Origin of the sequence: Curtobacterium sp. WHRI 8282 (assembly GCF_040223925.2) — a bacterium.
Classification (GTDB): domain Bacteria; phylum Actinomycetota; class Actinomycetes; order Actinomycetales; family Microbacteriaceae; genus Curtobacterium; species Curtobacterium flaccumfaciens.
Genome location: NZ_JBEHCD020000001.1, coordinates 188,704 through 201,449, shown reverse-complemented (window position 1 = coordinate 201,449; position 12,746 = coordinate 188,704). Strand labels below are relative to the sequence as shown.

The 12,746-nt window shown below is 68.5% G+C and carries 9 protein-coding genes and 1 rRNA gene; all 10 read left to right on the top strand.

From position 1 onward, the window contains the following. The first annotated feature begins 25 nt into the window (after window positions 1–25). Window positions 26–1,123 (top strand): N-acetyl-gamma-glutamyl-phosphate reductase, encoded by a 1,098-nt coding sequence (locus ABRP24_RS00975; protein WP_071244125.1) that lies wholly within the window; start codon window positions 26–28, stop codon window positions 1,121–1,123. Then, the gene (gene argJ / locus ABRP24_RS00970) at window positions 1,120–2,319 is read left to right on the top strand and encodes a bifunctional glutamate N-acetyltransferase/amino-acid acetyltransferase ArgJ (RefSeq protein WP_349847787.1); all 1,200 of its coding nucleotides are present in this window, start codon (window positions 1,120–1,122) and stop codon (window positions 2,317–2,319) included. Before ABRP24_RS00975 ends, argJ begins: the two co-directional genes overlap by 4 nt. Further along, window positions 2,319–3,371 (top strand): acetylglutamate kinase, encoded by a 1,053-nt coding sequence (argB, locus tag ABRP24_RS00965; RefSeq protein WP_110865442.1) that lies wholly within the window; start codon window positions 2,319–2,321, stop codon window positions 3,369–3,371. Before argJ ends, argB begins: the two co-directional genes overlap by 1 nt. Then, entirely contained in the window at window positions 3,368–4,591 is a 1,224-nt protein-coding gene (locus ABRP24_RS00960) for an acetylornithine transaminase (RefSeq protein WP_027466545.1), read from the top strand. The genes argB and ABRP24_RS00960 overlap by 4 nt, the downstream gene beginning before the upstream one ends. Beyond that, window positions 4,588–5,511: an ornithine carbamoyltransferase gene (gene argF, locus ABRP24_RS00955; protein WP_071405139.1), complete on the top strand. Its 924-nt coding sequence runs from the start codon at window positions 4,588–4,590 to the stop codon at window positions 5,509–5,511. Before ABRP24_RS00960 ends, argF begins: the two co-directional genes overlap by 4 nt. Window positions 5,512–5,529: 18 nt before the next feature. After that, a complete protein-coding gene (locus tag ABRP24_RS00950) occupies window positions 5,530–6,726 on the top strand; it encodes an argininosuccinate synthase (protein ID WP_027466543.1) in 1,197 nt (398 codons plus the stop codon). 38 nt (window positions 6,727–6,764) lie between these two features. Further along, entirely contained in the window at window positions 6,765–8,201 is a 1,437-nt protein-coding gene (gene argH / locus ABRP24_RS00945; RefSeq protein ID WP_027466542.1) for an argininosuccinate lyase, read from the top strand. After that, entirely contained in the window at window positions 8,198–8,896 is a 699-nt protein-coding gene (locus ABRP24_RS00940) for a DNA-3-methyladenine glycosylase (protein WP_176709398.1), read from the top strand. The genes argH and ABRP24_RS00940 overlap by 4 nt, the downstream gene beginning before the upstream one ends. Window positions 8,897–8,959: 63 nt before the next feature. Then, a complete protein-coding gene (tyrS, locus tag ABRP24_RS00935) occupies window positions 8,960–10,273 on the top strand; it encodes a tyrosine--tRNA ligase (protein ID WP_349847788.1) in 1,314 nt (437 codons plus the stop codon). Between the two features lie 581 nt (window positions 10,274–10,854). Then, window positions 10,855–12,376: ribosomal RNA gene (locus ABRP24_RS00930) — 16S ribosomal RNA — on the top strand. Window positions 12,377–12,746 lie beyond the last annotated feature (370 nt).

Sequence of the window (12,746 nt, the reverse complement as noted above, 5' to 3'; positions counted from 1 at the left end):
CCAGTCCGACCAAAGGTGGAATCCCATGTCCGTATCCGTCGCCGTGGCGGGAGCCTCCGGCTACGCGGGTGGTGAGCTCCTGCGCGTGCTCTCCGCCCACCCCGAGTTCGAGGTCAGGACGGTGACGGCGTTCTCGAACGCCGGACAGCCCCTGATCGCGACGCAGCCGCACCTCCGTTCACTGTCGCACCTGACCCTGGCGGAGACGACGGCCGAGACGCTGCGCGGGCACGACGTGGTGTTCCTGGCGCTGCCGCACGGGCAGTCGGGAGCGATCACCGCGGAACTCGGCGACGACACGCTCGTCATCGACTGCGGCGCGGACCACCGTCTGACGGACCCGGCGGCGTGGGAGCGGTTCTACGGCGGTGACTACTTCGGCGCGTGGACCTACGGGCTGCCCGAGCTCCTGCTCGCGGCGCCCACCCCGGGCTCGGCCGATGAATGGCGCGAGGTCGACGACATCGCCTCGCAGGGCAAGCAGCGTTCCGCCCTGGTCGGCACGAAGCGCATCGCGGTGCCCGGCTGCAACGTCACCGCGGTGACGCTCGGCATCCAGCCGGGCATCCAGGCAGGTCTCGTCGAGTCCGATGACCTCGTCGCGGTGCTCAGCGTCGGCCCGAGCGGTGCCGGCAAGAAGCTCAGCACCACCTACCTGGCCTCCGAGATCATGGGGTCCGCCAGCGCGTACGCCGTCGGCGGCTCGCACCGGCACGTCCCCGAGATCCAGCAGAACCTGCAGGTCGCGGGGGCCTCCGACGTGACGATCTCGTTCACGCCGGTCCTGGTCCCGATGTCGCGGGGGATCCTCGCGACCACCACCGCGAAGCTCTCGCCCGGCGTCAGCGCACGCGACGTCCGACTCGCCTGGGAACAGGCGTACGCCGACGAGCCGTTCGTCCACCTGCTGCCCGAGGGCGAGTTCCCCCGGGTCGCGGACACGATCGGTGCGAACACCGCGCTCGTCGGCATCGCCGTCGACGAGGCCGCCGGCCGTGTCGTCGCGGTGACCGCGCTCGACAACCTCGCCAAGGGCACGGCGGGCGCCGCCGTCCAGTCGGCGAACATCGCCCTCGGTCTCCCCGAGACCACGGGCCTCAGCGTGGACGGAGTCGCACCGTGACCGACGCAGGCACGACCACCCAGACCGAGCCGGGCCTCCAGGGCGTCACCGCGGCAGCGGGCTTCCGCGCCGCCGGCGTCACCGCCGGTCTCAAGACGAGCGGCAAGCCGGACGTGGCCCTCGTCGTCAACGACGGCCCCGACGCGGCCGTGGCCGCCGTCTTCACCAGCAACCGGGCCCAGGCGCACCCCGTCATCTGGTCCCGCCAGGTCGTCGGTGACGGCGTCGCGCGTGCCGTCGTCCTGAACTCCGGCGGCGCGAACTGCTTCACCGGCCCGTTCGGCTTCCAGACCACGCACCTGACGGCCGAAGCCGTGGGCGACGCCCTCGGGATCGGGGCCGGCGACGTCGTCGTCTGCTCCACCGGGCTCATCGGTGTGGGCGACCAGACCTTCCGCGACAACGTGCTCCGCGGCGTCGACCTGGCGAGTGCGGCACTCAGCGACGACGGCGGTCCGGATGCGGCGACCGCGATCATGACGACGGACACGAAGGTCAAGCAGTCCGTCGTGACCGAGGACGGCTGGACCGTCGGCGGCATGGCCAAGGGTGCGGGGATGCTCGCGCCCGGGCTCGCGACGATGCTCGTCGTCATCACGACGGACGCCGTGCAGACGCCGGACCAGCTCGACCAGGCGCTCCGCGCCGCCACCCGCATCACGTTCGACCGGGTCGACTCCGACGGCTGCATGTCGACGAACGACACCGTCGTCCTGCTGTCGTCGGGTGCAAGTGGGGTGACACCCGAGGTCGGTGACTTCCAGGAGGCCCTGACCGCGGTCTGTGCCGACCTGGCCCGCCAGCTGCAGCAGGACGCCGAGGGCGCGAGCCACGACATCGCGATCGAGGTCGTGCACGCCGCGACCGAGGACGACGCCGTGACCGTCGGTCGGAGCGTCGCCCGGAACAACCTGTTCAAGGCTGCGGTCTTCGGCAACGACCCGAACTGGGGCCGGGTGCTCGCAGCGATCGGCACCACCGACGCCGAGTTCGACCCGTACGCGGTGGACGTCAGCATGAACGGCGTCCGGGTCTGCCACGCGGGCGCACCCGACGAGCCGAGCGACTCCGTCGACCTGACCCCGCGTGACACCCACGTGCGCATCGACCTCGGTGTCGGCACGCACTCGGCCACGATCCTGACCAACGACCTCACGCACGACTACGTGCACGAGAACAGCGCGTACTCCAGCTGATGGCGGCCGACACGAACGGGGCCGGCACGCCCCTCACGAAGGAAGAAGAACACGAGTTCGCCGCGGTCAAGGCGGCGACGCTCATCGAGTCGCTGCCATGGCTCAAGCGCTTCTCGGGCAAGGTCGTCGTGGTCAAGTTCGGCGGCAACGCCATGGTGAACGAGGACCTGAAGCGCGCCTTCGCCGAGGACATGGTCTACCTGCGCTACGCCGGCCTGCACCCGGTCGTCGTGCACGGTGGGGGGCCGCAGATCTCCGCCGCCCTCAAGGAACAGGGCATCGAGTCCGAGTTCCGCGGCGGCTACCGCGTCACGACGACCGAGGCGATCACGGTCGTCCGCGACGTCCTGGCCGGCGAGGTCAACCGCGAGATCGTCGACTTGATGAACGAACACGGCGAGGGCCTGGCCGTCGGCGTGTTCGGCGACGGCGGATCGCTGTTCACCGGCGAGAAGAAGGGCGTCGTGGTCGACGGGCAGGAGTACGACCTCGGCCATGTCGGGGACATCACCCACGTCGACCCGTCCGGTGTGCTCGCCGCGATCGAGGCCGGCCGGATCCCGGTCGTCTCGAGCATCGCGATCGACGACGCACACCCCGACCAGGCGCTCAACGTGAACGCGGACGCTGCAGCCGGTGCCCTGGCGATCGCGCTCCGGGCCTCGAAGCTCATGATGCTCACCGACGTCCCCGGCCTGTACCGCAACTGGCCCGACCGTGACTCGATCGTCGACCTCATCGCGGTCGACGAGCTCCGCGAGCTCCTGCCGAGCCTCGAGTCGGGGATGATCCCCAAGATGACCGCGTGCCTCGACGCCGTGGTCGGCGGGGTCGGCGGTGCGACGATCATCGACGGCCGGATCCCGCACTCGATCCTGCTCGAGGTCTTCACCCTGCGGGGTGCGGGCACCGAGGTGATCCCGGACCCGAGCCGACGAACCGAGAACCAGATGACCCACGCCGAGATCGGCCGTCGCGTGGCGTCGCCGTCGATCGACAGCAGTACCGGCCAGCACGTGGCGGGTACGGACGAGAAGGGACACCAGCAGTGAGCACCGAGACGCAGACCGAGACCTGGAACGACCGGTTCGGGGCGTCGCTCATGCGATCCCTGACCCCGCCGAAGATCATGCTCGAGCGCGGCCAGGGCTGCCGCGTCTGGGACGTCGAGGGCAACGAGTACCTCGACTTCCTCGCCGGCATCGCGGTGAACTCGCTCGGCCACGCGCACCCCGCCCTGGTGGAGGCGATCGCCGACCAGGCCGCGAAGCTCGTGCACGTGTCGAACTACTTCGCCACCCCGCCGCAGCTCGAACTCGCCGAGCGCCTCAAGCGCATCACCGGCGCGGGCGACGCTGGCCGCGTGTACTTCGGCAACTCCGGCGCCGAGGCGAACGAGGCCGCGTTCAAGCTGGCCCGCCTCAACAAGGGTGCGGACGGCACCAAGACCCGGATCCTCGCGCTCAAGCAGGGCTTCCACGGCCGCACGATGGGCGCCCTCGCGCTCACCGGCAAGCCCGCGCTGCAGCAGGACTTCCTGCCGATGATCCCGGGTGTCGAGCACATCGACACCTCGATCGAGGCGCTCGAAGCGTCGATCGACGACTCCGTCGCCGCCCTGATCCTCGAACCCATCAAGGGCGAGGCCGGCGTGGTCGACCTGCCGGAGGGCTTCCTGCTGGCGGCACGCCGACTGACCGCGGAGCACGGCGCACTGCTGATCCTCGACGAGATCCAGACGGGTGTCGGCCGGACCGGCAACTGGTTCGCGTTCCAGGGCCACGGTGTGACGCCGGACGCCATCACCGTCGCCAAGGGCATCGCCGGTGGCTTCCCCATCGGCGCCCTCGTCACGTTCGGCTGGGCCTCCGACCTGTTCTCGGCCGGGCAGCACGGTTCGACCTTCGGCGGCAACCCGCTCGGCACCCGCGTCGCCAACGCGGTGCTCGAGGAGATCGAGCGCGCCGACCTCGTCGCCGGCGCAGTGGTCAAGGGTGAGCGGATCCGTGACGGCATCCGCGCCATCGGTTCCCCGCTGGTGGAAGAGGTCCGTGGCACCGGCCTGCTCATCGGCGTCGGTCTGACCGGTCCGATCGGTCCGGCCGTCAACGCAGCCGCCCTCGAGCGTGGCCTCATCATCAACGCCCCCAACGAGTCGAGCCTGCGCATCGCGCCGCCGCTCATCGTGTCCGACGCCGAGATCGACGAGTTCCTGTCGATCCTCGCCCAGAGCCTCGCGGCCGTCGCCGCAGCGCAGGAGCCCACCGCATGACCCGCCACTTCCTCCGCGACGACGACCTGAGCCAGGCCGAGCAGTCCGCGATCCTCGACATCGCCGACCGCATGAAGGCCGACCGCTGGGCGGAGAAGCCGCTGGCCGGTCCGCAGAGCGTCGCGGTGATCTTCGACAAGTCGTCGACCCGTACCCGGGTGTCCTTCCACGTCGGCATCTCCGACCTCGGCGGCAGCCCGCTGATCATCTCGACGGCGAACAGCCAGCTCGGCGGCAAGGAGACCCCGTCGGACACCGCCCGCGTGCTCGAGCGCATGGTGTCGGCGATCGTGTGGCGCACCTACGGCCAGGCCGGGCTCGAGGAGATGGCCGCCGGCACGACGGTCCCCGTCGTCAACGCGCTGTCCGACGACTTCCACCCCTGCCAGCTCCTCGCCGACCTGCTCACCATCCGTGAGCACCGCGGCGCCCTCGCCGGGCAGACCGTGGCGTTCATCGGCGACGGCGCGAGCAACATGGCGCAGTCGTACCTGCTCGCCGGGGCGACGGCGGGCATGCACGTCCGCGTCGCCGCCCCCGCCGAGTTCTCCCCGTCGGCGCAGGTCGTCACCGACGCCGAGGAACGCGCCGCCGTGACGGGTGGCTCCGTCCTCGTGGTGACCGACCCGGTGGCCGCGGTCGCGGGTGCCGACGTGGTCGTCACCGACACCTGGGTGTCGATGGGCAAGGAGTCCGAGAAGCAGTCGCGTCTCGACACCTTCGCGGGGTACCGCGTCGACGACGCGCTCATGGCGCACGCCGCCGACGACGCCGTCTTCATGCACTGCCTGCCGGCCGACCGTGGGTTCGAAGTGACCGCCGACGTCATCGACGGCCCGCGCAGCATCATCTGGGACGAGGCGGAGAACCGTCTGCACGCCCAGAAGGCGCTGTTGGCCTGGCTGCTCGCCAACGACTAGCCGACGGACCGATCACCAGTGGCTGACCGCGTCGTCCTCGCGTACTCCGGCGGTCTCGACACCTCCGTCGGGATCGGCTGGCTGCGCGACGCCACCGGCAAGGACGTCGTCGCACTCGTGGTCGACGTCGGCCAGGGCGGAGAAGACCTCGGGGCGGTCCGGCAGCGTGCGCTCGACTGCGGCGCCGTGGAGTCACTCGTCGTCGACGCCAAGGACGAGTTCGCCGACGAGTACATCGTGCCGGCGCTCCGGGCCAACGCGCTCTACCAGAAGCGGTACCCGCTCGTCTCGGCACTGAGCCGCCCGCTCATCGCGAAGCACCTCGCGCTGACGGCGAAGCAACTCGGTGCCGACAGCGTCGCGCACGGCTCCACCGGCAAGGGCAACGACCAGGTCCGCTTCGAGTCAGCCGTCGCGGCGATCGCACCGGACCTGCGGACCGTCGCCCCGGTGCGGGACCTCGCCCTGACCCGCGACCGCGCCATCGCGTACGCGCAGGAGCACCGGCTGCCGATCCAGCACTCGGAGCGGGAGCCGTGGTCGGTCGACCAGAACGTGTGGGGCCGAGCCGTCGAGACCGGGCTCCTCGAGGACCCGTGGAACGCCCCCGCCGCCGACCTCTACGCGACCACGCAGGACCCGGCGCTCCCGCAGCAGGCCGACGAGGTCACGATCACCTTCGACCGTGGTGTCCCGGTCGCCCTCGACGGGCAGCGCTTCAGCGTGCTGCGCATGGTGCAGGAGCTCAACGCGGTCGCCGGCAAGCACGGCGTCGGGCGGATCGACGTCGTCGAGGACCGGGTGGTCGGCATCAAGTCGCGCGAGGTCTACGAGGCGCCGGCCGCGATCGCGCTCATCGCCGCGCACGAGGAGCTCGAGAGCCTCACCCTCGAGCGCGACGTCGCCCGGTTCAAACGCGGCGTCGAGTCCGAGTGGGCCGACCTGGTCTACGACGGCCTGTGGTTCGGCGGACTCAAGCGCAGCCTCGACGCCTTCGTCGAGCACACCCAGCAGCACGTCTCCGGCGACGTCCGGTTGCGGCTGCAGGGCGGGCGTGCCACCGTGACGGGCCGTCGGTCGGAGCAGAGCCTCTACGACTTCGACCTGGCGACGTCGGACACCGGCGACGCGTTCGACCAGTCCGTGTCCAGGGGGTTCATCGAGCTCTGGTCACTGCCCAGCAAGATCTCCGCCCGCCGCGACGCGGCGAACTGACCGACAGCCGCACCACAGACGAAACGACGCAGGACGACATGACCGACGAGAAGACCGACGCCACCAACACCGGTGCCCTCTGGGGCGGCCGCTTCGCCGACGGCCCGAGTGCGGCCCTCGCCGCGCTCTCGAAGTCGACGCACTTCGACTGGCAACTCGCGCCCTACGACATCGCGGGGTCCCGTGCCCACGCCCGAGCGCTGCACACCGCGGGCTACCTGACCGCCGACGAGCTCGAACGCATGCTCGCCGGCCTCGACCGGCTCGAAGCGGCGCACGTCGACGGCACACTGCAGCCCGACGACTCCGACGAGGACGTCCACGGCGCCCTCGAACGCCTGCTCATCGCCGACCTCGGTCCCGAGCTCGGCGGCAAGCTCCGTGCCGGTCGGAGCCGCAACGACCAGATCGCCACCCTCGGCCGCATGCACATGCTCGACCACGGGCGGCGCATCGGCCGACTCGTCATCGACCTCGTCGACGCGATCACCCAGCAGGCGACCGAGCACCCGGCCGCGATCATGCCGGGGCGCACGCACCTGCAGCACGCACAGCCGGTGCTCCTGGCCCACCACCTGCTCGCGCACGCCTGGCCGCTCGTCCGCGACCTCGAGCGCCTCCGCGACTGGGCCGGCCGCGCGAGCGTCAGCCCGTACGGTGCGGGTGCGCTGGCGGGCAGTTCCCTCGGCCTCGATCCCGCCGCGATCGCCGCGGAGCTCGGCTTCGACCGTCCGGCGGACAACTCGATCGACGCCACGGCAGCCCGTGACGTCGTCGCCGAGTTCGCGTTCGTCCTCGCGCAGATCGGCATCGACGTCTCGCGCCTGTCGGAAGAGGTCATCCTCTGGAACACGAAGGAGTTCGGCTTCGTCCGGCTCCACGACGCGTTCTCGACCGGCTCGAGCATCATGCCGCAGAAGAAGAACCCGGACATCGCCGAGCTCGCCCGGGGCAAGTCGGGGCGCCTGATCGGCAACCTGACCGGGCTCCTCGCGACCCTCAAGGGACTGCCGCTGGCGTACAACCGCGACCTGCAGGAGGACAAGGAGCCGGTCTTCGACTCCGTCGCCACGCTCGAGGTCCTGTTGCCCGCGTTCACCGGCATGATCGCGACCCTGACCTTCGACACCGACCGGATGGCCGAGCTCGCACCGCAGGGCTTCTCGCTCGCGACGGACGTCGCCGAGTGGCTGGTCCGTCAGGGCGTCCCGTTCCGGGATGCGCACGAGGTCTCCGGCGCGCTCGTCCGGTACTGCGAGGAGCGCGGCATCGAGCTCGACGAGCCGACCGACGACGAGTACCGGTCGGTGTCCGAGCACCTCACGCCCGACGTCCGTTCCGTCCTGACCATCGAGGGCAGCGTCGCATCGCGCTCCGGCGTCGGCGGCACCGCACCCGACCGGGTCGCCGAGCAGCTCGCGTCCGTCACCCGCCGCGTCCGCGACCTGGCCGAGGGCGCACCCTTCTCGCGATGACCCCGGGGATCGCCGCGCTGCTCGCCGAGCCCGCCCCGATCATCGCGCCGGCCCTGCTCGGTGCGACGATCGCGGGGCGCGGCGTGGCGCTCCGCATCACCGAGGTCGAGGCCTACTCCGGCCCCACCGACCCCGGCTCACACGGACACCGGGGGATGACGGCGCGCAACCGCCACCTCTTCGGTCCGCCCGGCACCCTGTACGCCTACCGCTCGTACGGCATCCACACCTGCGTCAACGTCGTGAGCGGGCCGGCCGGAACCTCGTCGGGCTCGCTGCTGCGCGGTGCCGAGGTCGTCGAGGGACTGGACGTCGCGCGAGCGCGTCGCGGGTCGACGGTCGCGGACGTCGCGTTGGCACGCGGTCCCGGCAACCTCGGTGGTGCGCTCGGAGCGGTCCTCGGGCAGGACGACGGCACGTCGCTCCTCGACGGGTCCGGTCCGTTCGTGCTCACCCTGGCACCCGGCCTGGAGGCCCGGCTCGCCTCCGCCGGACCGGCCCACGTGGTCGACGAGCTCCTGTCCGAGACCCTGGCCGGTCCGCCCGCGGGCGCTGCGGTCCCGCGGATCTCCCGCGGCCCGCGCACCGGCGTCGGCGGCATCGCCGGCGGGGTGCGGTACCCCTGGCGCTTCTGGCTGACGGGTGACCCCACGGTCTCGACGTACCGACGGCACAAGGGCGCCCTCGACTCGTGAACCCGGCCCCGGGCCTCCCGGCCGCCGCGCCTGCCGGACGTCCGTCGCCGCTACGATGGCGGAGTGTCCAGTGATACCGCTCAAGACGTCCTGACGCGCCAGCAGAACGATCCCGCCTTCGACTCGGTGTGGGACGAACTCCAGTGGCGCGGTCTGGTGCAGGTCTCGACCGACGAGACCGCGCTGCAAGAGGCCCTCGACGGTGAGCCGATCACGTACTACTGCGGCTTCGACCCGACGGCGCCGTCGCTGCACTGCGGCAACCTGCTGCAGCTCCTGACCATGCGCCGGCTGCAGCTCGCCGGGCACAAGCCACTCGCGTTGGTGGGTGGGTCGACCGGTCTCATCGGCGATCCCCGTCCCACGGCCGAGCGGACGCTGAACACCCCGGAGACCGTGGCGGAGTGGGTGTCCCGGCTGCAGGCACAGGTGTCCCGGTTCCTCAGTCCGGACGGCGACAACGGCGTCCGCCTGGTGAACAACCTCGACTGGACCGCACCGTTGTCCGCGATCGACTTCCTGCGTGACGTCGGCAAGTACTTCCGCGTCAACTCGATGCTCAAGAAGGACGCGGTGGCCGCGCGGTTGAACTCCGATGCGGGGATCAGCTACACCGAGTTCAGCTACCAGATCCTGCAGGGGCTCGACTACCGCGAGCTCTGGCGCCAGTACGGGTGCACGCTGCAGACCGGCGGCTCGGACCAGTGGGGCAACCTGACCTCCGGGACCGAGCTCATCCGTCGTGCCGAAGGGGCCACGGTGCACGCCCTCGGGACCCCGCTCATCACGAACTCCGACGGCACGAAGTTCGGCAAGAGCGAGGGCAACGCGATCTGGCTCGATGCCGAGATGACCTCGCCCTACGCGCTGTACCAGTTCTGGCTCAACACCGCGGACGCCGACGTCATCGCCCGACTGCGGCAGTTCACGTTCCTGACGCGTGCCGAGATCGAACGACTCGAGCAGGCCGTCGCCGACGAACCCTTCCGACGAGAGGCCCAGCGGACCCTGGCGTTCGAGGTGACCTCGATCGTGCACGGGGTGGCGGCGACCCAGGCGGCGATCGATGCCGCGGCCGCGCTGTTCGGCAACGGCGAGCTCGGCGCGCTCGACCCGGAGACCCTGCGGTCGGCGATCGCCGCGCTGCCGGGCACGGTCACGCTCGACTCCGGAGCGGACGTCGCACGCGCACTCGTGGAGACCGAACTCGTGAAGTCCCTCGGCGAGGCCCGCCGCGCGATCGACCAGGGCGGCGTCTACGTGAACAACGTCAGGGCCGAAGACCCGGCCGCCCCGCTGTCCGACCTCGCCCTGCCCGGGGGAGTGCTCGTGCTGCGTCGTGGCAAGAAGACCCTCGCCGGCGTGACCCTCGCCTGACCCCGGTTGCTCGACCCCCTGCGATGCCCGGTTCCCCTGTGGAACCGGGCATCGCTGCGTCCGGGCGACGTGTGTTGCACAACGCGACACGCCCGGGATGGGAGCTGGCTTGGCGCACTCGCTCAGGGCTGCGTATAGTTCTTACTCGTCACCCCAAAGGTGCGGCGGAGCGGCTGGAGCGAAAGCCCAGAGCACGTCGGCCCTCAAGCGGGACCATCCTCCACTGAAGTTCAGATCGGGCCTTGCGCCGGATCGCTTCGACGCCTAGGATGACAAGCCCACCGGTTCTCTCCCCTCGGGATGAGCCACTGGACCTCCGGGTCCGACGAACAACCGGTGGCAAGCCAAGAACACAAGCCTTGTGGCTGAAGCTCGAACTCGAGCCGAGGAGCAAGTGCGTCTGGTCCTTGAGAACTCAACAGCGTGCACATTGTCAATGCCAATTTATTGATTGACCTCGTGCCTGGTCGGCTTGCTGACTGGGTCATGAAGCAATTCCTTTTGGATTGAAGATTGTCAGTAGACAGTCAACAGTCAGAATCAACTCGGTCTGATGCCTTCGGGTGTTGGGTCTGTATTTTTTTACGGAGAGTTTGATCCTGGCTCAGGACGAACGCTGGCGGCGTGCTTAACACATGCAAGTCGAACGATGATGCCCAGCTTGCTGGGTGGATTAGTGGCGAACGGGTGAGTAACACGTGAGTAACCTGCCCCTGACTCTGGGATAAGCGTTGGAAACGACGTCTAATACTGGATATGATCACTGGCCGCATGGTCTGGTGGTGGAAAGATTTTTTGGTTGGGGATGGACTCGCGGCCTATCAGCTTGTTGGTGAGGTAATGGCTCACCAAGGCGACGACGGGTAGCCGGCCTGAGAGGGTGACCGGCCACACTGGGACTGAGACACGGCCCAGACTCCTACGGGAGGCAGCAGTGGGGAATATTGCACAATGGGCGAAAGCCTGATGCAGCAACGCCGCGTGAGGGATGACGGCCTTCGGGTTGTAAACCTCTTTTAGTAGGGAAGAAGCGAAAGTGACGGTACCTGCAGAAAAAGCACCGGCTAACTACGTGCCAGCAGCCGCGGTAATACGTAGGGTGCAAGCGTTGTCCGGAATTATTGGGCGTAAAGAGCTCGTAGGCGGTTTGTCGCGTCTGCTGTGAAATCCCGAGGCTCAACCTCGGGCTTGCAGTGGGTACGGGCAGACTAGAGTGCGGTAGGGGAGATTGGAATTCCTGGTGTAGCGGTGGAATGCGCAGATATCAGGAGGAACACCGATGGCGAAGGCAGATCTCTGGGCCGTAACTGACGCTGAGGAGCGAAAGCATGGGGAGCGAACAGGATTAGATACCCTGGTAGTCCATGCCGTAAACGTTGGGCGCTAGATGTAGGGACCTTTCCACGGTTTCTGTGTCGTAGCTAACGCATTAAGCGCCCCGCCTGGGGAGTACGGCCGCAAGGCTAAAACTCAAAGGAATTGACGGGGGCCCGCACAAGCGGCGGAGCATGCGGATTAATTCGATGCAACGCGAAGAACCTTACCAAGGCTTGACATACACCGGAAACGGCCAGAGATGGTCGCCCCCTTGTGGTCGGTGTACAGGTGGTGCATGGTTGTCGTCAGCTCGTGTCGTGAGATGTTGGGTTAAGTCCCGCAACGAGCGCAACCCTCGTTCTATGTTGCCAGCGGGTTATGCCGGGGACTCATAGGAGACTGCCGGGGTCAACTCGGAGGAAGGTGGGGATGACGTCAAATCATCATGCCCCTTATGTCTTGGGCTTCACGCATGCTACAATGGCCGGTACAAAGGGCTGCGATACCGTAAGGTGGAGCGAATCCCAAAAAGCCGGTCTCAGTTCGGATTGAGGTCTGCAACTCGACCTCATGAAGTCGGAGTCGCTAGTAATCGCAGATCAGCAACGCTGCGGTGAATACGTTCCCGGGCCTTGTACACACCGCCCGTCAAGTCATGAAAGTCGGTAACACCCGAAGCCGGTGGCCTAACCCTTGTGGAAGGAGCCGTCGAAGGTGGGATCGGTGATTAGGACTAAGTCGTAACAAGGTAGCCGTACCGGAAGGTGCGGCTGGATCACCTCCTTTCTAAGGAGCATCTGGCCTCGTGTTGTCCCTTATCGGGGCACGCATGGTCCAGGCGCCTGATTCGGACCGAACGTGTCCGACGGGTAGCTCATGGGTGGAACATTGACAGTGCAGTTGGGAGTGATGCTTCCGACCTCAGTACGCTCTGCTTGCAGGGTTGGGACGGGTCGGGGTGGAGCTGCTGGCTGGTGCACGTTGTTGGGTCCTGAGGGACCAGGCTTCCTGTCGTCACGTGAGTGGTGGTGGGGGTTGGGCCTACGGGTCCTTCTTCGGGCCAGGGTGAACCTACCGTTGTGGTGGGGGAGTGCTGGTGCCGATCGTATGTTGAGAACTACACAGTGGACGCGAGCATCTTTGATTCGCGTCATCC

What these genes read in the sequence shown, in the direction of transcription:
- ABRP24_RS00975 (WP_071244125.1), top strand. Translation starts at nt 26, where the DNA reads ATGTCCGTATCCGTCGCCGTGGCGGGAGCCTCCGGCTACGCGGGTGGT.
- argB (WP_110865442.1), top strand. Translation starts at nt 2,319, where the DNA reads ATGGCGGCCGACACGAACGGGGCCGGCACGCCCCTCACGAAGGAAGAA.
- argF (WP_071405139.1), top strand. Translation starts at nt 4,588, where the DNA reads ATGACCCGCCACTTCCTCCGCGACGACGACCTGAGCCAGGCCGAGCAG.
- argH (WP_027466542.1), top strand. Translation starts at nt 6,765, where the DNA reads ATGACCGACGAGAAGACCGACGCCACCAACACCGGTGCCCTCTGGGGC.
- ABRP24_RS00940 (WP_176709398.1), top strand. Translation starts at nt 8,198, where the DNA reads ATGACCCCGGGGATCGCCGCGCTGCTCGCCGAGCCCGCCCCGATCATC.